At 40.9% G+C, this 23,297-nt stretch carries 10 protein-coding genes and 2 pseudogenes; 1 reads left to right on the top strand and 11 read right to left on the bottom strand.

Features of this window, described 5'->3' with window-relative positions; all coding sequences use genetic code 11:
• The 9 genes and pseudogenes from padA to DB729_RS06650 form a co-directional block, all read right to left on the bottom strand.
• A pseudogene (padA, locus tag DB729_RS06605) lies at positions 1-4,854 on the bottom strand (LPXTG-anchored isopeptide-forming adhesin PadA); the annotation flags it as partial.
• A 59-nt stretch (positions 4,855-4,913) separates the two neighbouring features.
• Positions 4,914-5,501, bottom strand: a complete 588-nt coding sequence (locus DB729_RS06610) for a TlpA family protein disulfide reductase (protein ID WP_033583966.1) — start codon at positions 5,499-5,501, stop codon at positions 4,914-4,916.
• Between the two features lie 389 nt (positions 5,502-5,890).
• Positions 5,891-7,237, bottom strand: a complete 1,347-nt coding sequence (glnA, locus tag DB729_RS06620; protein WP_109289845.1) for a type I glutamate--ammonia ligase — start codon at positions 7,235-7,237, stop codon at positions 5,891-5,893.
• 36 nt (positions 7,238-7,273) lie between these two features.
• On the bottom strand, positions 7,274-7,630 hold the full coding sequence (glnR, locus tag DB729_RS06625) for a transcriptional repressor GlnR (protein WP_000659550.1): 357 nt from the start codon (positions 7,628-7,630) through the stop codon (positions 7,274-7,276).
• Between the two features lie 76 nt (positions 7,631-7,706).
• On the bottom strand, positions 7,707-8,234 hold the full coding sequence (locus tag DB729_RS06630; protein ID WP_109289846.1) for an FUSC family protein: 528 nt from the start codon (positions 8,232-8,234) through the stop codon (positions 7,707-7,709).
• 132 nt (positions 8,235-8,366) lie between these two features.
• Positions 8,367-13,022, bottom strand: coding sequence for an antigen I/II family LPXTG-anchored adhesin (locus DB729_RS06635; RefSeq protein ID WP_109289847.1), 4,656 nt, complete (start codon positions 13,020-13,022; stop codon positions 8,367-8,369).
• 167 nt (positions 13,023-13,189) lie between these two features.
• Positions 13,190-14,389 (bottom strand): phosphoglycerate kinase, encoded by a 1,200-nt coding sequence (locus DB729_RS06640; RefSeq protein WP_084853032.1) that lies wholly within the window; start codon positions 14,387-14,389, stop codon positions 13,190-13,192.
• Positions 14,390-14,671: 282 nt separating this feature from the next.
• Positions 14,672-14,872: an LPXTG cell wall anchor domain-containing protein gene (locus DB729_RS09585; RefSeq protein ID WP_483025168.1), complete on the bottom strand. Its 201-nt coding sequence runs from the start codon at positions 14,870-14,872 to the stop codon at positions 14,672-14,674.
• Positions 14,852-19,663: pseudogene (locus tag DB729_RS06650) on the bottom strand (endo-beta-N-acetylglucosaminidase); the annotation flags it as partial. The pseudogene DB729_RS06650 and the gene DB729_RS09585, both read right to left, overlap by 21 nt.
• A 333-nt stretch (positions 19,664-19,996) precedes the next feature.
• On the opposite strand from DB729_RS06650, the gene DB729_RS06655 reads away from it, so the two are divergent.
• Positions 19,997-21,628 (top strand): Na/Pi cotransporter family protein, encoded by a 1,632-nt coding sequence (locus DB729_RS06655; RefSeq protein WP_109289849.1) that lies wholly within the window; start codon positions 19,997-19,999, stop codon positions 21,626-21,628.
• A 96-nt stretch (positions 21,629-21,724) separates the two neighbouring features.
• Here the strand turns inward: DB729_RS06655 and DB729_RS06660 are convergent, their stop codons facing one another.
• Together DB729_RS06660 and pepA are read right to left on the bottom strand one after the other, a co-directional pair.
• Positions 21,725-22,021, bottom strand: coding sequence for a bacteriocin immunity family protein (locus DB729_RS06660; RefSeq protein ID WP_000840142.1), 297 nt, complete (start codon positions 22,019-22,021; stop codon positions 21,725-21,727).
• A gap of 23 nt (positions 22,022-22,044) precedes the next feature.
• Positions 22,045-23,109: a glutamyl aminopeptidase gene (gene pepA, locus DB729_RS06665; RefSeq protein WP_109289850.1), complete on the bottom strand. Its 1,065-nt coding sequence runs from the start codon at positions 23,107-23,109 to the stop codon at positions 22,045-22,047.
• Between the last annotated feature and the right edge of the window lie 188 nt (positions 23,110-23,297).

Raw genomic sequence — 23,297 nt, forward strand, 5'->3', positions numbered from 1 at the left:
ATCTGTGACTGAGAAGGCTGTCGCATCTTGCGCTACTGTTGTTTTCACGTTGTAAGTGAAGACTTGGTCACGTTTGTCAAGAGTTTCAGCTTCTTTGCCATTCACATCTTTCTTGATTTCTGGTTCTTCTGGTGTTGGTGGCGTTACTGGAACTTCATTGGAATCCTTGTGATATTTCGGATTGTGATCGATGTCGTAAGAAGCCTTGTTTGGAATTTCAGTCTTACCATCTTTGGTCACATAAGCTGACAAGTTGGCATTATCTCTAATCTTAGCCTTGAAATTCACTTCAATAGACTTACCGGCATCTGCTTTTACAGAAGCTTCTGTAAAGGCAACTTTGATGACTTGACCAGAAAGTGTCACTGTCGCCTTCGATCCTGCATCCTCACCATCAAGTTTAACAGTGGCTGAAGCATTCTCACCAACAAATTCTAGAACTTCTTTCAACTCGTCTGTCATCTCAAACTCAGTTGCATTGGCAGGCATTGTTGTTTTCAAAGTATAAGTAAATTCTTCATTACGTTTTGCAAGATCGTAACGTTCTGCTCCGTTTACTTCCTTCCTAAGCTCTGGAGTTGTTGTTGGCGGTGGAGTGACAGTGACTGGTTTTGATTCTTTCTTAGAATCTGGATTGTCATTAATGATGTAGCTAGCAGTATTTGGTACTACCGGCTTGTCTTTTGATTCATTTGGATAAGCCGCTAAAAGTGCATCAAAGGTAATGCCTTCCTTCACCTTAGCCTTAAATGAAACTTGTACAGCTTTACCAGCATATTGTTTCACTTGCTCTTTAACAAATGTGACCGTCAAACGTTGACCTTCTGTTGTTACAGTGAGGTCTTGAACAGCTTGGCCATCAACAGTGACCGTTGCTTCTCCTTCAAATGCCAATTCTTTGACGATATCATCTGAAATGGTGAAGGTATCTGCCACATGTGGAACCGTTGAGTCAATCGTATAAGTAAAGATTTCTGATAACTTACCAAGATCTGCGTGTTCCTGACCATTCACCTTCTTCGTGATTGGTGGTGGTGTAACAGTGACCGGCTTGGTTTCTTTCTCACCTTGTTGGTCATTCTTGTTGGTGTAAGTAATCTTAGCTTTGTTCTCAATAGATGGAACAGTTGAGCCTTTCTTCACTTTGGCATGAATCACGAGCTCTACTTCTTGGTTACCGTAGTCACCCGCATTCGCAAAATCTTTCATCGTTGCAGTCACGGTTTGACCTTGAACTGTTACATCGAAGAATTTCGCTGCAGCTCCCTTGATTTCAGCTTGACCTGGAGTCAAGTTCTCATCCAAGGTATCTGTTACAACGAAGGACTTGTACGTTGTAATATCATTTGGCAATTTCGCTTTGATATTATAAGTAAAGTCGGTTTCCGCACCGATTGTTGCCTCTGTCAGTGTTTCGTTGATTTTCTTATCAACACCTGGTTCTGATGGAGGGGTTACGGTGACAGGTTTCGTTTCTTTTTCTCCGCTATGATCGTTCTTATCTGTGAAGCTGAACTTCGCAGTATTTGGAATGTTGATACGAGTCACTCCATCATTGATCTTAGCCGGAATAATCAATTCCACTTCTTGACCAGCAAGAGCTGTAGCGTTCGCAAAGTCCTTCATCGTTGCAGTCACGGTTTGACCCTCAACTGTTACATCGAAGAAGGCTGCAGCTGCTCCTTTGATAACTGGTTTGCTTGAAGTTTCATTGATAACTGACAAATCTCCTTCAAGTGTATCTGTAATCACAAATTTCTTATAATCTGTAATATCTGTTGGAAGTTTTGTCTTAATGTTGTAGTTATACGCTTGACCTGTCGCGATATCTAAGTGATCAAGAGTTTCATTGATCTTCTTCGTTACAGGAGGTGGCGTTACGGTGACAGGTTTCGATTCAACTTCTTTCTCTACATTATTCTCATTTGTAAAGGAAATAGAAGCCTTGTTTTCAATGGTTGTACCTGTCACGCCATTTTTAACTTTTGCAGGAATGACTAGTTCAACAGTTGAGTATTTTGCAAGTTCACCAAACTGACCATCCTTCACCGTTGCCGTAATCTCTTGGCCATTGGTGTGGATATCAAAGAGGGCAGCTGCAGAACCTTTAATACTTACGGCACCTGCAAGTTCCAAATTAGCATCTAGTGTATCACGAATCACAAATTTCTTGTAATTGGCAACATCACTTGGTACTGCTGTTGTAATGTTGTAGTTGTATAGTTGCCCATCAAACGTTTGGAAGCTATCCAAGTTTTCATTGATTTTCTTATCAATAGTCGGTTCTTTTGGTTTTGGTGGGGTAACCGTTACTTCGTTAGAAGTTTTCTTGATATCATTCAAGGCAACATCTGCCGTATTTGGCACTTTAACCTGACCATCTTTCTTGTACTTAGAAAGGTCAGCACCGGGGCGAATCTTAGCCTTGAAGGTCAATTCAAGGTATTGAACATCTTTAGTCTTACGACGCGTTACCTTACGTGAGATCTTTTCGAGTTGAGTTTTATCAAGAGTCAGTGAAACAGTTTGACCTTCAACTTTTGTAGCAGTTTTCAACTCAGTATTATCTTTTTCACCAAGTTTTACATTCAAGCTATCTGCCTGAACTTCCAACTCTGAAACAACTGTATCCGTAAGGCTAAATGTATCTGCAATGCCTGGCCATGGAACAGTCACTTTGTACTCGAAGAGTTCTTCTTCTGTCTTAAGATCTTCATGTTCCTTATTATTGACCTTCTTCGTAATTTCGGTATCAACTGGTGGTTTAACATAGACTGGGTTTGAGCGACGAATTGTACTTGGTTTGTCAGCTGTTTTAGCATGTTTACTTGGATCAGGATTATTATCCTCACCATTCCACATGATATTACCCTGATTCAGCAAACCGAAGCCATCATTATCCTGAAGAAGGGCCATGAATTCTTTGCTCGCTTGATTATTGCGATATTGCTCCTTCAAGCGAACCGTAATGGTCATTTTTGCTTTTTGAAGCACTAAGTATTCATAACCATTCACACTTGGTACATCAGCAACAACAACATCACGTTCGTTTCCGAGATCGTCATTTTGTTTCACGACACGAGTCAAGATTTGACCTTGTGGTCCAGAAGCATGATGACCTACAACTTCCAAACGATAATCAAGAGGGTCAGTCAGCATAACATTTTTCTTGAACTCATATGGAGCGTTGTTGAAGTTGTAATCTACTGTATAAGTAAATGTTTCGTCTTTGGCAGACAAGTTCGCTGCATAGGATGGTTTTTTAGTTAATTGAAGCGGATCTTCAATAGTACCAGTATCATTGCTTTGATCTTGGTCTGCAATTTTCTTGGTGGCACTTGGGTAACAGTATTCAAGTTTTTGAACTTCTACAGTTTCTTTCGAACCACCGATTGTTTCAGTCGCAAAATCACCAACTTTAAATTTACCAGTCAACTCAGGAACTGGAACTGTCTCCTTAACTGGTTTGTAGTCTGCAGGAGGGTCTTGCTCATCATCCTCATCAACTTGTTCAGCATGTGCTTCCTTACTCAAATCATAGTCAAACTTGTTGTTTCCTGGATTAAAGACACTCTCTGGAACAGAGATTGTAACCTTGTCTCCTTCTTGAACAATCTTACCACGAATTTCTTTCTTCGAATCGGTAACCTTTGATACAATCTTCTTACCATTAATTCGAACTGCATCTACCTTATATCCTGGAGTAACTTCAAACTCACCTTTGATATCTTCTTTAACCAGAGCAGCACCAACAGATTCTAGAACTCGACTTGAGAATTTATTGATATCGCTTTGTTCATTAACATAGAAGGAAACATCTTTTCCATTGATATTTTTAGCTGGAGAAGCCATCCCCTCCAATGCTTCATGGAAAATCTCTTGGACACTTCGGTTATCTCCAATATCAAAATATTTTGAATAACCTTCTTTATATGTGTCATAATACTGAGCTTTAGAGTTTGCAAAGATTGATACGTCTTCCCAGAAACCAACTACTACTGTTCCTTCAGAACCAACAACATTTTTAAGTCTTGTAGATGCTTCCTTAACCTCTTTCACACGCCCTAAAACGTTTTGGGATGCTTCAGTTAGCTCATTAAAATTCCAAGCACGTGTAAGAATATTATTACGATAGTCGCTGTACTCTAGACGGACCTTACCATCAGGGTCACGTTTCCCATTAGCAACACCATCCGTAATCAAAAGGAAGATGGTCTTACGACCGTTAGCCATATTCCCTTTTCTTTGATTATACTGAGCAATGACATCGTCAATAGCTGGAACTGTAGGGGTTCCTCCTGCTACCTTAATATTATCAATGAATTGATGGATATCATTTTGATTAGAAGACAAGTTACTTGCCTTGTATTTGTAATCATAGTCAGGTCCCCAACTACCATAAACATCTTTACGGCCTGTAAAATTGTTATTGTAGTAGTAGTTGTATCCATCTGCACCTTGGAAGGTTGCCATCATAACCCGGTCTGACGTATCTGGATTATTAGTCTTAACCAAACGTGGGTTATTTTCATCATACTCTTCTTCCTTCACAAATGTCGTCAGAGTTTTTAAAGCATTCTGGACATTTGGAATGGTGTTCTTAAATGATCCACTCGCATCCTGCAAAATTACCAAATCCACTGGTTTTCTAGGCAGGCGCCAGCTAATTTTTTCCGTTTTTTCAATTTTACGGGAACATCCATTTTGTGTTATCTTTGTATTTCCACCTACTTCAATAGTACTACCGCCTTCATTTGCTGCAGCGCTACCAAGTAGCTGTCCCATTAAGGCTAATGGAACAGATAAGAATAACATGATAAACAATATGGATACCTTTTTAATGAAATCTCTCATTGCTATTTCTGAAATCCTATTGTGATTTCTTCTTCCCCCTTTTCTATAGTAGATATATGTTAGTTGAGTAATGTTTGCAACTCTTTAGAAAAGCTTTCCGCATCGGAATGATTAATCAATACATTTTTTACTTCTTGCTTTTTGGTTACAAAATACATACTTGGTATGGTCTGAACCTGTAATAGATCTGCCGCTGATTGATCTTCATCATAGTAATAAGGGAAAGTATATCCTTTTTCCTTAATGTATCGATCAGCACTCTCCTTCGTTTCTTTACCAGGTTCGTTCATATTTAGTAAAACAAAATTGATCTGTTCACCATACTTTTCATACATCTGCTGAACAATGGGTAGTTGTTTCTGACAATGAGGACACCAACTAGCCCATTCGACAATTAACATAGGTTTATCATACAGTTCTGAACTAGCAACCACTTTATCGTCTTGAGAAGTCATTTTAAATTCTGGAAGTTGTTGACCTTTTAGACTCAAGGCAGTATTGTTCTCAGCACTTGAAGTTGATTGCGAAACTGATGAAGTCCCTACTTCTCCGTCCTTAGCGGGTCTAGTATAATAAATCAAACCCACCGACAATCCGATGATGACTCCCACTGCTAAAAACGGAAGCCACCACTTATCTTTTTGCATAGAATCTCCTTTCCTTTTTGATGAAATATGGCGAGTACAGCTTGAGTAAATAATATAGTAAATAATTTATGAACCCTCCGAAACTCATCCATTCCAAAAAACATTTTATCATTTACTAATGAGTATTTCAAGAAATATGTTGTCAAATTGTAAACTTTTTCTTTCTCACGCTAAACCCGCCACACTACTGCATTAAATAGGTATAATGAAAATGATTGGACGTTATTTTCTAATTATTTTCAGAATATTATTTCTTTTTAATGCATAATTAACTCTTTCTTGTTTTCTATTTTTCTATATAATAACTATACTAAAAACAGCAACGAAATACATTTAAAAATTTGCAATAATAAAAAAGATTGCCCAATCAGACAATCTTTTTTATGTTCTTAATACAAATCAAGATAATTATCAACTTCCCATTGCGACACAAAGGTTGCATAGCTAGCCCACTCGATACGTTTGGCTTCAAGGAAGCTCGTATAGATGTGCTCACCTAGGGCAGCCTTGACTACTTCGTCCTCAGTCAAAGCTTTCAAAGCGTTATGAAGCGTTGATGGAAGGTCTGTGATTCCAGCTTCCTTACGCTCTTCTGCTGTCATGATGTAGATATTTTCTTCGATAGGAGCTGGTGCTTCGATTTTGTTTTCAATACCATGCAAACCAACTTCCAAAAGAACAGCCATAGCGATGTATGGGTTTGCCATCGGGTCCACTGAACGCAACTCAAGACGAGTTCCCATACCACGTGAAGCTGGTACGCGCACAAGTGGCGAACGGTTACGACCAGCCCAAGCAATGTAAACAGGCGCTTCATAACCTGGAACCAAACGTTTGTATGAGTTAACTGTTGGGTTCATGATAGCAGTATAGTTGTAAGCATGCTTGATCAAACCACCAAGGAAATGGTAGGCCGTTTCAGATAACTGCATTCCTTTTGGATCATTTGGATCAAAGAAGGCATTGTTTCCTTCTGCATCAAACAAGGACATATTACAGTGCATACCTGATCCAGCGATACCAAATTTTGGTTTTGCCATAAAGGTTGCGTACAAACCATGTTTACGAGCAATCGTTTTAACAACGAGTTTAAAGATTTGAATCTTGTCACAGGCACGGAGGACTTCATCATACTTGAAGTCAATTTCATGTTGTCCAACCGCAACCTCGTGGTGACTCGCTTCTACTTCAAATCCCATTTTGGTCAAGACATTAACGATTTCACGACGTGTATTATCCGCAAGGTCTGTAGGTGCCAAATCAAAGTAGCCACCCTTGTCATTTACCTCAAGAGTTGGATCCCCATTTTCATCCAGTTTAAATAGGAAGAATTCTGGCTCTGGTCCAAGGTTGAAGGATTTGAATCCTACTTCTTCCATATGGCGAAGAGCACGTTTCAAATTGCCACGAGGGTCACCTGCAAACGGTTTACCTTCTGTTGTATAGACATCACAGATCAAACCTGCAACACTTCCGTTTTCATCTCCCCAAGGGAAGACTGTCCATGTATCCAAGTCTGGGTACAAGTACATATCTGACTCATTGATACGTACAAAACCTTCAATAGAAGATCCATCAAACATAGCCTTGTTTGACAAGACTTTATCTAACTGTTCATCTGTAGCAGGAATTTCGACGTTTTTCATTGTTCCCAAAATATCTGAGAACATGAGACGAATAAAGGTAACATTTCTTTCCTTGACTTCACGACGAATATCTGCAGCTGTGATTGGCATGTTTTTTCTCCTTAATATATGACTACTTGCGATTGCCTAACCGCGACCAAAAGGTGAATGTGCTGAAGCAAAGCGTCCCTGCTGGAGGAGTTCATTATGAAGTGCGCGACGCACCTCTGTCTGACTCACCACTTTCTTGGACTTCGCCTCACGTTCAGCATATTTTTTCTTAATGGCAGCGATATTGTAGCCTTCAGAGATATAATCTTTGATTTCAAGCAGACGATCCATATCATTCAACGAATACATGCGACGGTTTCCTTCGTTTCGATCAGGTTTAATCAACTCTTGATCCTCGTAATAACGAATCTGACGCGCCGATAGATCTGTCAACTTCATAACACTGCCGATAGGAAAAACAGCCATATTTCGGCGAAATTCTTTTTCCTTCATTTACATTTTCCTTCTTTCTGTCTATTATAGTCTAAAAAAAGACAAACGTCAATTGATAATGTTATAAAATGTAACATTATTTTCTTTTTTTCTCCCAAAAGAGTTTCAGTTGCTCAATATCATAATTTACGAGAATTGCGACAAAAACTCCCATGAAAGTTTCCGATACGCGCGCAAACACGTACAAAATTGTTTCACCGCTCGGTATTGATAGGGTAATGATTAACATAGCTGCTACACCACCAATAACCCCCGATTTATTATTCATGGCCACATTTGTCATAATGGTTAACATAGTGCAGATTGGAACAACCACCAAGGTCACCCAAAAGGCTTCATGAAATAGGGTATTTAAGAGAAAAAAGATAAGGGCGTAGAAGCCACCGATACTATTTCCTAGAATACGTGAAGTTCCAAAATGGACGCTCTTATCAAAACTCTCCCTCAGACTAAAAACCGCTGTCAGAGCACCGATTTGAAGACCTTTCCAGCCAAAAAAGCCAAAAATCAAAAGAACTAGAAAAACGGCAATCCCCGTTTTGAAAGTCCGCATACCAAGTTTGAACTGTGACTTATCAAATTTATATTTTTTAAAATAACTCATAATCTCAACTTTCTACTACCATTTTAACATAAATCAGTTGATTTTATGAGTGAAAATCAATAGGAAGCGTTTTTAATTTAGGCTATAAAAAAGAGGAAACAGAGTTCCTCTTTTCTATTTAACTTTCAGAAATTAGTTGCTTTCGTCTTCTTTTCGTTTCAACTGACCAATCCCTAAAACTCCTACTAAAGCTGCCAGACCAAGATATGGCATGTAGCTTGAATCATTTGTACCTGTTTGAGGTAGGGTAGGGTTCCCTTTTGGATTTGGATTAGAATTAGGAATTGTTGGTTCCTCTGGTTTCTTAGGTTCTGGCGTTGTCGTGCGAACTGTGTTTGAGGCGTAAGCAACTTTGTTCACAGTATTTACATAGGTATTTTCAAAGGTTCCAACAGCAATTCGTTTCATTTGAATATAAGTCTCAGCCTGGAATGGAGAATCCAACTGAATCTCTTGAAGGAATTCTTCCTTGAAGCGAATGGTAATCATTCCCTTAACTTGATCATGTTCAGCCTGTGTTTCAGCTGTTAAGTCTGTCCCTGCCTTGATAACACGACCGTCTTTCAATCGGATATCAACTTTGGCAAGAACTTTATAATTTCCAGTGTATTGATCACCTTTTTGGTCATAATCATCTACAAAACTATAGTCATTCAAGTCCTCAGAATGATTTTGTGGAATCAAACCACCAATTAAACGATAATTGAAGTACTGGTTCAACGGAATTGTTTGGCCATCGATATTGTCACTGCTTGGATCCATACTGATTGTCACATCTTTTTTCGGTGTGATTTTTGGTACATTGTTGACAACTACTTCTGTAGCATAGCCATTTCCAAAATCAATTTGGTAGGCTTTGTTTTCATACTTACCACCCGTTTGACCAAATTCAGGTTTAACTGTCATCGGATCTGTGATGAGCAATGATTTTCCTGCTACTACATAGTTCTTGTAGAATTCGGCTGGATTATCAGCTGAGAAGAGTTGGAAAGCACCTTTAACAGTGATGTTTGCTTTCTTCAACAAGTCCTGAACTTTCTTAGGAGCAGCTTCTAAACTATCATATTGTTGAACACTGATACCTGGTACAAGATTGCCCTCTAGATCACGAATCTTAACCAATTCTGGATGAAGGGTTAAGGCTTCTTCTGGATAATCATCCACATAGTAGAAACCATTTTGAATCGCTTCTTTAGAAGATTTATCTCCCTTGTATTGGTCCAAATCCCATGTGAGTTCATAGTAGTTCGTTGAACCAGCTAGAACTTCTTTGCCATCAATATTCACACCTTGCTTGTTCTTGTTAACTTTCAAAGGCTTGATGTAGTTGTTGTTTGGATTGTCAGGATCATTTGGTTTACCTGGAGTCGTTACACGAACAATATTTGACTTAACACCGTAGGCATCGTTAACTGTCAATGTAAAGTTATTTGTATAAGTTGCCCCATCATTCAAGACACGACCAACAACCGTTGGATAAAGAGTTTCAACAGGTTTAGTTAAATCAGCATTGTATGTTGCCAATGTCTCATCAGTCGCCTTAAAGGTTACAGTGTGACTAGCTTTGTCATAGCTTGTTTCAAAACCTTTGCTTGCAGCCTTGGTTGCTTCTAAATCAAACTGATAGCCAGTTGGAAGTGGATCTACCAATACAAACGAAGTTGTTTTTGGACGACCAGCTGTCAACGCTTCCGTTTTCAACTCAAACTTCACTACAGACTGCTTAGCAACTAGAGTACGATCGATATCTACTCCATCCTCGTTTTTAATTTCTTTATTAATCTGAGGTTGTGCAAATAGACGATTGTAATGGAAGTGAACTGTTAGCACCGCTGGTGGTGTTGGCAACTGCTTAGGAGTTGGTGCTACCGGCGGAGTTGGCAATGGATCATAATTTGGCTCTTCTGGTTTTGATGGCTCTGGTTGATCTGGAGTTTTTACCGGTGGAGTTGGCTCATTTTCGTAGCTTGGTGCTACTGGAGCTGGTTCCAATGGTTTCTCCGTCTCATATGTTGGCTCTTCTGGTTTTGATGGCTCTGGTTGATCTGGAGTTTTTACCGGTGGTGTTGGCTCATTTTCGTAGCTTGGCGCTACTGGAGCTGGTTCCAATGGTTTCTCTGTCTCATATGTTGGCTCTTCTGGTTTTGATGGCTCCGGTTGATCTGGAGTTTTTACTGGTGGTGTTGGCTCATTTTCGTAGCTTGGTGCTACTGGAGCTGGTTCCAATGGTTTCTCTGTCTCATAAGTAGGAGCTTGTGGTGCAGTTGGTGCTACCGGTGGAGTTGGTTTTTCTTTTGTAATTTTCGGAACGTTAACGGCACGAATCTTACCATTGAGTGAGTACCAGATATTGGGCCTCTTGCCTTCTGTATTATCTTTTCCAGCAACTTGGGGCATATCCGCAACAGACATCACATTAGTAGCAGATGTTGCGCCAACTGTAACATGATTCGTAGATCCAGACATACTAATAGCACCTGCACCGTACCAAGAGTTTGGTGCATCTGATGAATCCCATCCCGATCCAGGTTCATTTGCTCTAGGATACATAGTCCAACGAGATCCACCTTGTCCTTGTCTAAAGTTGAGCGTCTCAGTTGCATAAATCATGCCATTCTTTTCGCCGATGGATGAACCGGAGATTTTGATAAAAGTACCACTATAATCCTTGGCCATCTCAATAGAGTTGTGCTCACGGTTAAGTGAGGCTACAGAAAGAAGGGCATTGTCAAAATTAATTGGTTGGTCATTTTCATCATAGAAGGTAAATTCATTTTTAATGAAAATTGAAGTCCCTTTTTCAACATCACCAGTGTAAGCAGAAGCAAAGACTCCCAAAGTTGGGTCACTAAAGATTCCCAACCAAACTTTTCCAGTAGGATTTTTAAATTGAGAAGAAGGATCTACAGTATATTTGTAAACAATCTTGGAAATCTTTTTACCGTTGTAGTAGGAATTTTGAAGGTTGGTATAAGTCGCAGTTACGCTTTGCCCACGTTCTAGAAGAACAGAGCCCCATTTAACTTCTGTTTTATTCCCTACATTGGTCGTCCAGTCCGATTTAGTTCCAATATTACCATACAATTCCACTGAAGAAGTAGTGGCACCGTTCTCCAAGTTCTTGACATTGAGGTTGTCTAACTGAAGATTCTTCTTACCATATTGGTCTGTATCCTTCTTGAAGGCTTCATCAACAGCTGCTGCTGTAAGAAGTTTTCCTTCCGTTTTGAGGTCCAGTTGAGCTTTTGGTTCTAAATCATAAACCAAGCTCTGAGCAGATGGCTTAGACAAGTACCCGTCCTTGTCTTTATTCTTTTCAAGTTCTACCAATGCAGCCTTAATTTTTGCCTGCTCTTCATTGTACTCTTTGAGTTTCTGTGGATACTCATCTACATCTTTCTTATACTTGGCAAGATCAGTTTCATATTTAGCTAATTTTGCTTCATAGTCAGCTTTAGCCGTAGCATTACGTTGCTTGATTTCTTCATTTTCAGCTTGGAGTGCAGCATTTTTTGCCTTGTTGTCTTCAACAGCCTTTTCATAGGCTGCTTTTGCATCGGCGTTAGCTTTTTGAACGCGAGCTAATTCCGTCTGGTATTTGGCCAGCTTAGCTTGGTAGTCTGTTTCGTTTGCTTCGTTTGCTTGTTTGACTGCTGCCAAGTCTTTTTCGTATTGTGCTATTTTAGCCTCATAAGTTGCCTTGGCTGTTTCATTTCGTTGCTTAATCGCTTCATTTTCAGCTTGAATGGCTGTATTTTTAGCTGTGTTTTCTTCAACAGCTTTTTCATAGGCTGCTTTAGCTTGCGCATTAGCTTTTTGTACTCGAGCTAATTCTGTCTGGTAAGCTGCTAATTTAGCTTGATAATCAGCATCATTATCCGCCTTAGCTTTCTTAACAGCTGCAAGATCTGCTTCATACTGCTTCATTGCCGCTTCATAAGTTGCTTTTGCAGTTTCATTACGTTGTTTAATCGCTTCATTTTCAGCTTGAAGCGCTGCATTCTTTGCTGTGTTTTCTTTTACTGCTTTATCATAAGCCTCTTTAGCTTCCGCATTAGCTTTTTGTACTCGAGCTAATTCTGTCTGGTAAGCTGAAAGTTTATTTTGATAATCCTGTTGACTATCTTCGTTTGCTTTTTTGACAGTTGCTAAATCTTTTTGATATTGTGCTAGCTTAGCCTCATATTCTGCTTTAGCTGTTGCATTAGCAGTGTTGATTTTTTCAACTTCTTCTTGATGACTTTTTAGATCTTTTTGATACTTGTCATCCGCTGCTTTGTTTTCAGCATTGATTTTATCTGTTTCTGCCTGATGAGCTGCGACTTCTTTTTTATATGCTTCAGTTGTTGTCTTTATTTCTTTAGCCTGTTTAGCATAGTCATTTTTGATCTCATCTTGTTTTTGAGCATTTTCTGTAGCAGTTGTGGCTGTTCCTTTGTCTTTTGTTTCATCTTGAACTACCTTAACTCCTGCAGATTTTGCATCAGCAACTGTTTTATCCAAATCAGCTGATGATACTTCTACTGGCAAAGCTGAGTCTTTAGAACCAGCCTTAGCTTGGCTCTCTTTGGCAACTTGGCTCATTTCACCCTGAGCTTCAGGTAGATTTGTGGCTGGGTTTCCTGTAGTAGCCACCTCAACTGTACTTGTACTAGTTGTCTCTGTGACTTCATCAGCAAATACTGCTTTGTCTGCAAAAGCAATCAAAGCAGTTCCTAAAACAGCACCACACAAAGTTTTGGCAACCTTGCTTTTACGAAATCCATAGACTTCTTTTTTATTTTTCATTATAAGCCATTTCCTTATCTAAATTTAGTCGTTACTTCTTATACTAGCATTTTACAAGGCAGGATGCAAACATTTACTCTCCCCCCTTCATTTATCGATAAATCTAACATATTTATAAATGAAATTAAAAAGAAGATGGTTAAACCATCTTCTTTTAGTTAAACTATTTATTTTTCAGTCAAGGCTGCAAGTCCTGGAAGAACTTTACCCTCGAGGAGTTCCATTGATGCTCCACCACCAGTAGAGATCCATGAGAACTTGTCTGCACGACCAAGGTTGATAGCTGCGGCAGCTGAGTCACCACCACCGATGATTGATTTCACACCTGGTTGTTTCACGATAGCGTCCATGACACCGATTGTACCAGCTTGGAAGTCTGGGTTTTCAAATACACCCATTGGTCCGTTCCATACAACTGTCTTCGCACCAGTCAATTCTTGATCGAATTTAGCGATAGATTTTGGACCGATATCCAAACCAAGGAATCCAGGATCAACTGCTTCACCTTCAGTGTCTTTCACTTCAGTGTAGTCAGCAAATGCGTTTGCTTCTTTTGAGTCAACTGGCAAGATCAATTTGCCGTTTGCTTTTTCAAGAAGAGATTTCGCAACATCCAATTTGTCTTCTTCTACAAGTGAGTTACCGATTTCGATACCTTGCGCTTTGTAGAATGTGTAAGTCATCCCACCACCGATAAGAACTTTATCAGCTTTTTCAAGCAAGTTTTCGATAACACCGATCTTGTCTGAAACTTTTGAACCACCAAGGATGGCTACGAATGGGCGTTCTGGAGCTTCAACTGCTTCTTTGATGTAAGCAATTTCGTTTTCAAGAAGGAAACCAGCAACAGCTTTTTCAACGTTTGCTGAGATACCAACATTAGATGCGTGTGCACGGTGAGCTGTACCGAATGCATCGTTTACGAAGATGCCATCTCCAAGAGATGCCCAATATTTACCAAGTTCAGGATCATTTTTAGATTCTTTCTTGCCGTCAACATCTTCGAAACGAGTGTTTTCAACCAAGAGAACTTGTCCATCTTCAAGAGCGTTGATTGCTGCTTCCAATTCAGCACCACGTGTAACACCTGGGATAAATTTAACTTCTTGTCCCAATTTAGCAGCCAAGTCAGCAGCTACAGGAGCAAGTGATTTACCTTCTTTGTCTGCTTCTTCTTTTACACGTCCAAGGTGAGAGAAGAGGATTGCACGTCCACCTTGTTCAAGGATGTACTTGATAGTTGGAAGAGCTGCAGTGATACGGTTGTCATTAGTAATCACGCCATCTTTAACAGGTACGTTGAAGTCAACACGAACGAGAACTTTTTTCCCTTTCAAGTCAACGTCTTTAACAGTCAATTTTGCCATTAGATATGACTCCTTCTTTTTTTATACGTGTTAATTATATCACAAAATCAGCAAAAGAGATAGAAAAACCCTAAACTTTTCTTGTTCTTTCTTATAATTGAAACTAGCATTTTTTAAAATAAAATCTAGAAAAACCTTGCCAAATAACTGATTATTGAAAGAAAGACTAGCTCATTTAATCATTCTTTCACTGATTTCTACTAGTTAAAACAAGGCCTGACTAATCTACAGTCAAGCCTTGTTTTTAATTTTTATGAGAAAATCCAAGATTCGTAAATTCGATTAGTCTTCTCTCTTCTTTCCAGCAAGCAAGCCGTAGCCACTCATTACTCCGAGGAGTCCCAGCGCTACTAGACTAGCATCTCTTGTCGCTCCTGTATTTGGAAGCTCTTTGCTTGCTGCTTCAACTTTTGTCGGTGCTGCTGAAAGAGCTTGATCCCTCGTTTGTGAGACTTGCTCTTCTTTCGTTCCTACTTCAACAATTTCTGGGATTACTTCCTTAACAACCTCAGTTGAATGAAGAGTGCGTTTGCCCTGACCATCAACTTCTACAAAGCGACGAACTTGACCTTCCACACCTGCTTGGATTAGCTGGCGTTGTCCTTTGAGAAGAGCTGCATTTGGTCGTTCCTGATGTTCGAAGGAAACTGTTCCCTCTTCAACTTCCAGTTTCGGAGTTTCTAGAACTAAATCTTTCACACCCTCAGCCGGTTGGTTACTTGACAGAACTTTTGTTCCAACTTCTGTGATTTCTGGGATAGCTTCCTTGAGAACTTCAGTTGAACGAAGGGTGCGATTGCCTTGGGCATCTACTTCAACTAGACGACGAACTTGGCCTTCTTCTCCTTTTTGGACAAGTTGACGTTGACCTTTCAGAAGGCTTGCATTTGGTCGCTCTTGACGTTCGAAGGCTACTGTATCCTCTTCAATTTCTAGTTTCGAAATTTCTAAAACTAGGTCTTTTACTCCCTCAGCTGGTTGGTTGCTTGATAGAACTTTTGTTCCAACTTCGGTGATTTCTGGGATTGCTTCCTTGACTACCTCAGTCGAACGTAGAGTGCGTTTACCTTGGACATCTACTTCTACAAAGTGACGATTTTGACCTTCAACTCCAGCTTGCACAACACGGCGTTGTCCTTTGAGAAGTTCGGAGTTTGGTCGCTCCTGACGTTCAAAGGCTGTTGTTTCAGTTTCAATAACTAGTTCAGGGAGGGCCTCAACCGTTGGGGCCACTTCATTTGGATCCATACTTCCAACATGATGGCTTTCTTTCACATGGGCTAGTTTTTTATTCAGCTTTTCTTTCATCTCCGCAAACGCTTGTGGAGTTGGCATCTCTGAAGCTAATAAAGTTTCTGCTTGTTCAATTAACTCAGCTTTAGGATCTTTTTCACGGACGGATTCGAGCAAACCTTCCAATTCTTCTCTAGCAGTTTGGTAACGTTGATTTCCATCCAAGTCTGTCCCTGCTTGTTTCAACTCATTCAAAGCCCGGTTGACTTCTTCTTGGCTAGCATTGTGGTTTTCTGCTACAGTTTTCGCTGCAGTGAGCTTCTCTACTAGTGCTGCTTGTTTGTCCTCACTTGAGAAGGTGTAGGCAAGGGTTGACTGACGACTTTGGGCAGCAGTGATTTCTTGTTTGAGGTACTCATCGTTGACAGCTGCTTTTGGAGAAACCAAGACATCAAACTCAGCGGTGTGCCCCTTGTAATGCAAGGTCAAGGTCTGACGACCAGTCTTTTGAGCATCGTAGCCCGTAATTTCAACACCTTGATCTGTGAAGGCATGACTTTCTTCTGTCTCATCATCATAGAGAACGCCGAAGCGACCTTCTTCAAGATCCAGTTGCTCTCCTACTAGATAGTCTGTTTTCGGTTTCTGAGTAATGTACAAACCTGCTACTTCTTTCGGTTTTCCTTCATCTTGACCTGTCACTTGTACCTTTAAGTCACCAGTAACTGGAAGTCCAAGATAGCTAACTGTGAGCTTTTGTTCCCCTTTTTGATGAGCGTCGTAGCCAGATACCGTCACACCTGAGTGAGTAAGGTTAATCAGTTCATCAGCTTCGCCACCTTCATATTGAACACGGAGTGTTCCGCCTCTGAGGTCAAGTTTTTCTCCCTCTTTATAAACCGTCTTCTTAGGTCCTTTTTCGAGACTAACTGCAGCAATTTTTCTTTCATCCTGTGGAATCGCTACAGCCAAGGTGTTACTGATTTCTTTGCCAGGTAGTTGAGTACGATAGTAGAGGAGATTTGGTTGTTTGTCAAAGGCTAATGGTGATGTTGCCAGGTCGCCACCATTTTCAGACTTCAAAGTTGCAATTGGCGTTTGTGAATCTGCCTTGTCGTAAACGGTGATAGTTGCACCCGCTGGAACATCAGAGAAGCCGAGTTGAACTTGATGGTTTCCAAGTGAACGAGCGGCTACCTTAGCCATTGGAATATTTTGGCTTTCTGTATCCAAGGTTTCGTACATCTTCCAGTTATAGATACGAATGGCTTTCCAAGGTGTCCCATTATCTGAAGTGATAACTTTTAGGCGCCAGTCTTGAGCGGTGATTGGTTTGTCAAGAGTGATATCTGTAACATGCGCTTTGTTGCCACGGACTTCCTTAGCTAGTTTCCACTCACCATCCGCATCTTTATAATAAAGGTCAAAGTCCTTGGTGTTCATCAAACCATCGTTAACAGACTCACCACCAGCTCCCGCATGATCCATGACCCATCTAACAACGGTACGTGGCTTGGTCAAACGAATATCCACACTACCGCTCAACTGAGCTGAAGACCATTTATCTGACAAGCTAGTAATGGTACCGTTCAACATACCTTCAATGCCTTCTCCACCTTCAGTATTTGGGAAAGTACTACCAATAACCGTTGCACCTGGAACAATATTTTCAGCCAAAGGTCTTGGGAGAGTTGTATCCTGAACTGTCATCCCCCAGTTAAAGGATGCCGTCGCCGCTTCAGAACGAAGGCCATTTTTACCAACTGCAACAACTTTCAATTCCTGAGTCGTACCAGTCGCATTAGCAGAACGGCTAACTTTTGGCAAGTAGATAGTGGAAGCAGATGATCCTGTCAACAAACGCCAGTTATCCCCATCTTTTTCGTAGACTTCATAGAAATCTGCATCTTGGTTTCCCGCAAACTGGACCACTGCTTCAGCTTCTTGGGCATTTTTAAGAGATTGTTTCACAACAGAGAGACCTGTCGGCGCTTGTGGTGCTTGGTGATTGTCTGAAATTGTTAATTGACCTAGGTTGAACTGATAATCTTTTACAGCTCCTTCATGCTCGAAGAAGAGTTTGACTGCATAGATGGTTTTTCCAGCTAGTGGGCTAAGGTCAAATTCTTCATTCTTCCAGTCATCAGAGAGAGTCAGTTCTTTCCATGCAGCTGCATCCTCAAATTTGTAGTCTGGAGTCGTAGAGAAGGCCATATAAACTTTAGAGCCTTTTCCTCCCTTGTGGGCAACACGAAGTTTGGTATTTTCAGTTACTTCTAGTTTGGTAGAATACAAATTCACATCCTGGTCCGTCTTACCAGCTACATCACCTGAGAATTTAAGGGAGTTACCTCCATTATAGGCATCTGTAAAGTCATATTCTGCACGAAGTTTTTCCCCCGTTGAAGTCTGCCACCAGCGCCATGTTGGCAAGACACCTGAAACAGAACGGTAGTTCCATTCAGAATCCTTAGAAACTTTGCCATCTACAAACCACTTTCTACCATGACCTGTATTAAAAGAGGTCGTGAAGGTGCGTCCTACTGCTGGTGTGCGGTCCGCAACCAAATTGGCAATCCCATACCACTCTTTGTCAGCTGGTTTTTGAGCCGTTGGATCTCCTTGGTAACCTGTAAAGAAGATGTCTTCATTCTTGTGGTAGTCTTCGCCTGTTTTTCCTAGACTGGTAATTGTATCCGGCGCAAAAAGTCCTAACGACAAACGCAACTTGCCTTTTTCATCTAAGAGGGTATCCCATTTGACTTTGGTCTTATAAGAACCACCTTGTTGCAATTCCAAGCCTGCAAAGACATCATATTGACTACGCTCTAGCCATTTGGCCATCTCTACGGAGTGGTCATTCTTTTCCTTGTTCCAGTTGAAATTGGCAAAAAATTGATCTGCAGGGACCTTGTCTCCTTCTTTTTGCATGAACTGGTAGTTGTAATCACCTAGACCATCTTCGTGGTAACGACCGTATTTGTAGGTCATGGCATCGTACCAAGCATACTTGATCGGGTGGTTGACTTTAGCTGCGTATTCTTTTGTATAGAGCATGAATTGGCGCATTTTTTCACCAAGAGGTGCTACCAATTCCCCCGTTGTTTCCTGATTGATGAAATAGCCATCAAATCCGTAATACTTAGCAAGATCGACAAGTTTTCGTGCGATAGGGAAGGTGCCATCTGCGTCTTGTTTCAAGGCAGCTGCAAATTTCTCTTGGTCGGCAATGCTGTTTGACCAGTTGAAAAAGAGTGTTCCATAAACGGGAACTCCGTTGCGGTGACCGGCATCAATGACATCTGGAGTAGGGACTAGGCCTTCCCAGAAGACCATTGAATCCAAGTATTGCCAGTAGTCAAAAGCATAGGCCTTGAATTCTTCTCCACCAACAGAAGCGTGGTATTTAGCTTTCGAGTTGGTATTTGCCAGCGCCTGAACCTTGGCTCTTCTGCTTGCTTTTTCATTGACCAACTGACCTCTATGGCGCTTGGCGAGTTCAACTGAGGAACGGTTAATGGGATCATCCTCACGCGCACCCGGTTCCCATTTTAACAAATCTTCCCAAGTATCAAATTTGATTTCTTTTGGTCGGAGACTCTTTTCTTCATTTTTAGGAACGTCTGCTAAAGTCGGTTTGTCGGCTTTCTTCTCAGCCACTTGAGGAGCTTCCTCTGGTTTGATTTCTTCTTTGTCAGTTGGTTGAACAGGTTTTTCAGTTTTATCTTTCGGAGCTGGCTTTGCTTCTTCTTTTTCATTAACCAAATCCGTTATTGCTGGAGTGTTTTCTGAAATGGGTTGCTCTGCTACTTTGTTTTCAGTTTCCTCTAATTGTTTTTCGAGAGCTGCAGTATCTGGACTCGCTGTTTCACTGGCACTTGTCGCTTGAGTGCTCGTACTAGCAGCTGTTTCAGGGGCAGCGACCTGTTCTGCAAGAGCTGGGCTCGCAAATAGAGCTGAACCAATCATCAAGGAACAAGCTCCGATTGACAGTTTTCGAATACTGTAACGGCAACGTTTTTCAAAAAATAGATTCTTCATCTTATCCTCCTAATAAAATATAAAGTAAGCGCTTTACTTTTTAGATAAAAAGCAACTGTTCTTAGTGGGCACCACCCGAACAGGATCATCTTCATTTTATCTTATATGAAAGCGATGTCAATCTGTTTGACACAAAAACTATAACTAGGATAATAATCAGTAAAATTTGGACACAATCCTATTATTCGACTCTCTTACAGTAAATTTATCCTCTATTTTTAAAGAAAGTTATCTTTTTCTTATGAAAATTTCCATTAAACACTTGTTAGATTTCCTATTATCCTTTAAAATAGAATAGGAGAAATTCCGCGATTATTTTTCGGAGGAAAAGAAATGTCCATTAATTGGCAGGAAATTTTATTTCACTTTTTAGGTGGTCTGGGACTATTTTTATATAGTATCAAGACCATGGGAGACGGTTTGCAACAAGCTGCTGGAGATCGCCTTCGTTTTTACATTGACAAATATACCAGCAATCCCTTCTTCGGTGTGCTGGTTGGTATCGGTATGACGGCGCTGATTCAATCAAGTTCTGGTGTTACAGTCATTACAGTGGGACTTGTCAGTGCAGGACTTTTGACCTTGCGTCAGGCTATCGGTATTGTCATGGGTGCCAATATTGGAACCACTGTTACATCCTTTATCATCGGTTTTAAGCTAGGAGATTACGCATTACCTATGCTCTTTATCGGAGCGGTTTGTCTCTTCTTCACCAAGAATCGCTCCATCAATAACATTGGACGGATTATCTTTGGTGTTGGTGGTATCTTCTTCGCCCTCAATCTTATGAGCGGTGCAATGGAACCCCTAAAAGACCTGCAAGTCTTTAGAGACTACATGGTTGAACTAAGTAAGAGTCCTATTCTAGGTGTCTTTGTCGGAACTGGATTGACCCTACTCATTCAGGCTTCATCCGCAACTATCGGTATCTTACAGAATCTGTACGCAAGTGGTTTGATTGACCTACAAGGTGCCCTACCGGTCTTGTTTGGTGATAATATCGGAACGACCATTACAGCCATCATTGCTTCTCTTGGAGCCAATATCGCTGCCAAACGTGTTGCTGGTGCCCACGTTGCCTTTAACGTGATTGGTACGGTTATCTGTATTGTCTTCCTTGTACCTTTCACTGGCTTGATTCAATGGTTTGAATCTGCACTCAATCTAGCTCCAGAAATGACCATTGCCTTTGCCCACGGAACCTTTAATATTACAAATACCATTATCCAGTTCCCATTCATCGGCGCCTTGGCTTACATTGTTACCAAGCTCATTCCTGGTGAAGATGAAGTTGTTAAATACGAGGCTCTCTACTTGGATGAACAACTCATCAAACAGGCGCCTTCTATCGCTCTAGGAAATGCCAAAAAAGAACTTCTTCACTTGGGGAACTATGCTGCAAAAGCTTTTGACCTTTCTTATAGCTATATCATCGGTTTGGATGAAAAGGTAGCTGAAAAAGGGCACAAGACAGAGGAAGCCATCAACACCATCGATGAAAAACTCACTCGTTACCTCATCAGACTCTCAAGCGAATCCTTGAGCCAAAAGGAAAGCGAAGTGTTGACTAACATTCTGGATTCATCTCGTGATTTGGAACGGATTGGAGACCACGCAGAAGGGTTAATCAACCTAACAGACTATCTCCAACGCAAGAATGTTCAGTTCTCTGAGGCCGCTTTGGAAGAGCTAGCTGAGATTTATCACGCTACCACTGAGTTCATCAAAGATGCTCTTGATAGTGTGGAAAACAATGATATTGAAAAAGCTCAAAGGCTGATTGAACGTCATAAAGAAATCAACAATATGGAACGCGTTCTCAGAAAGACCCACATCAAACGCCTTAACAAGGGTGAGTGTTCTACACAAGCTGGAGTCAACTTCATCGACATTATTTCCCACTATACTCGTGTATCTGACCACGCTATGAATCTAGCTGAAAAGGTTATCGCTGAACAAATCTAAGTACCTAAAAGCTATCCTGAATGGGATGGCTTTTTTCGTCTCCTCATCAAGAATTTCTTTTGGAGCATATAAAAAATGCTTTGATTCACAATGGAATCAAAGCATTTTAAAGAGTTCACCAAACATAATAGCAGAAACTGCAGTGCCCCTGTACTTGGCTTCTTCTCTTTTGATAAAGCGAGCCAAGTTGATCAATTCAGGTGCTGGGTGTTTGGGATTGGTGAGCAATTCACGGGTGACCAGTCCTGAGAGACGGACTGCTAGTAATTGCTCATTTGTAGTGGGTAGTTTTTTAGCAGTCTCTAGGAGAGCAGCAACTAAATCTTCACTCAATCCCTGACGGGCATGGTTATAAAGATCTTTTATAAGGCTTTCTAAGTTTGGTTCTGCCATCTCCTGACCACCTTCCCTTATGTTTAATAATTTTTAATCAAATCAACCGTTGAACGATCCAATTTTTTCACCAAGGCTTGCAAGAAAGCTTGGGCTTCTAGGAAGTCATCCATAGCGTAGAGGGTTTGGTGAGAGTGGATATAACGAGCGCAGACACCGATGGTTGTTGATGGGACACCGCCATTTTTCAGATGAGCTGCTCCAGCGTCTGTTCCACCTTTTCCACAGTAGTATTGGTACTTGACGCCAGCTTCTTCAGCCGTTGTCAAAAGGAAATCTTTCATACCTGGGAGAAGCAAGTGACCTGGATCGTAGAAGCGAATCAAGGTTCCATCCCCAATCTTGCCTTGGCCACCGTAGACATCACCTGCTGGCGAACAGTCAACTGCGAGGAAGACTTCTGGGTCAAACTTAGTTGTAGAAGTATGAGCGCCACGAAGCCCAACTTCTTCTTGGACATTGGCACCAAGATAGAGTTCATTTCCCAGTTTTTGGCCTGACAAGGCTTCTGCTAGCTCACTAACCATAAGAACACCGTAGCGATTATCCCAAGCTTTTGAGATGATATTTTTTTCATTGGCTGTCAAGATAGCGGAGCTATCTGGGACAATGGTGTCACCAGGACGGATGCCAAAGCTTTCTGCCTCAGCCTTGTCCGCAAAACCACCATCAAAGACAATATCCGAGATAGCAGGCATGGTTGGTCCACCTGTTCCACGAGTCAAATGTGGAGGAACAGAACCTGAGATCACAGGAATTTCACGACCGTCACGAGTAAAGAGTTTGAAGCGTTGGCTGCTGACCACCATAGGATTCCAGCCACCGATTTCAACCACACGGAAGGTTCCGTCTGGCTTAATCTCGCTGACCATAAAACCAACTTCGTCCATGTGAGAAGCGACCAAGACGCGTGGTGCATCCGTAGCTTCTGAATGCTTGATACCGAAAATACCACCCAAGCCATCTGTCACCACTTCATCCACGTGCGGTGTCAACTTTTCACGAAGATAAGTCCGGACAGGTGCTTCATGACCTGAGATCGCAGCAAGTTCTGTTACTTCTTTGATTTTTGAAAATAATGTTGTCATTTCAGTTCCTTCTTTCTGTCCTCCATTTTACCACTTTTTATAGGAGAAGGATAGTGGGAAGGTAGATTGGTTTTTACTCAGTTTTCCAATAAAAGAGAGGGGGCAGATATTATTTCAGGAATTTTTCTTTCTTTTTACATTAAATTGTCAGAAAATTTATTGACAGATTAAAGAAATCGTGTTACATT

This window comes from Streptococcus halitosis (genome assembly GCF_003143695.2).
GTDB lineage: Bacteria > Bacillota > Bacilli > Lactobacillales > Streptococcaceae > Streptococcus > Streptococcus halitosis.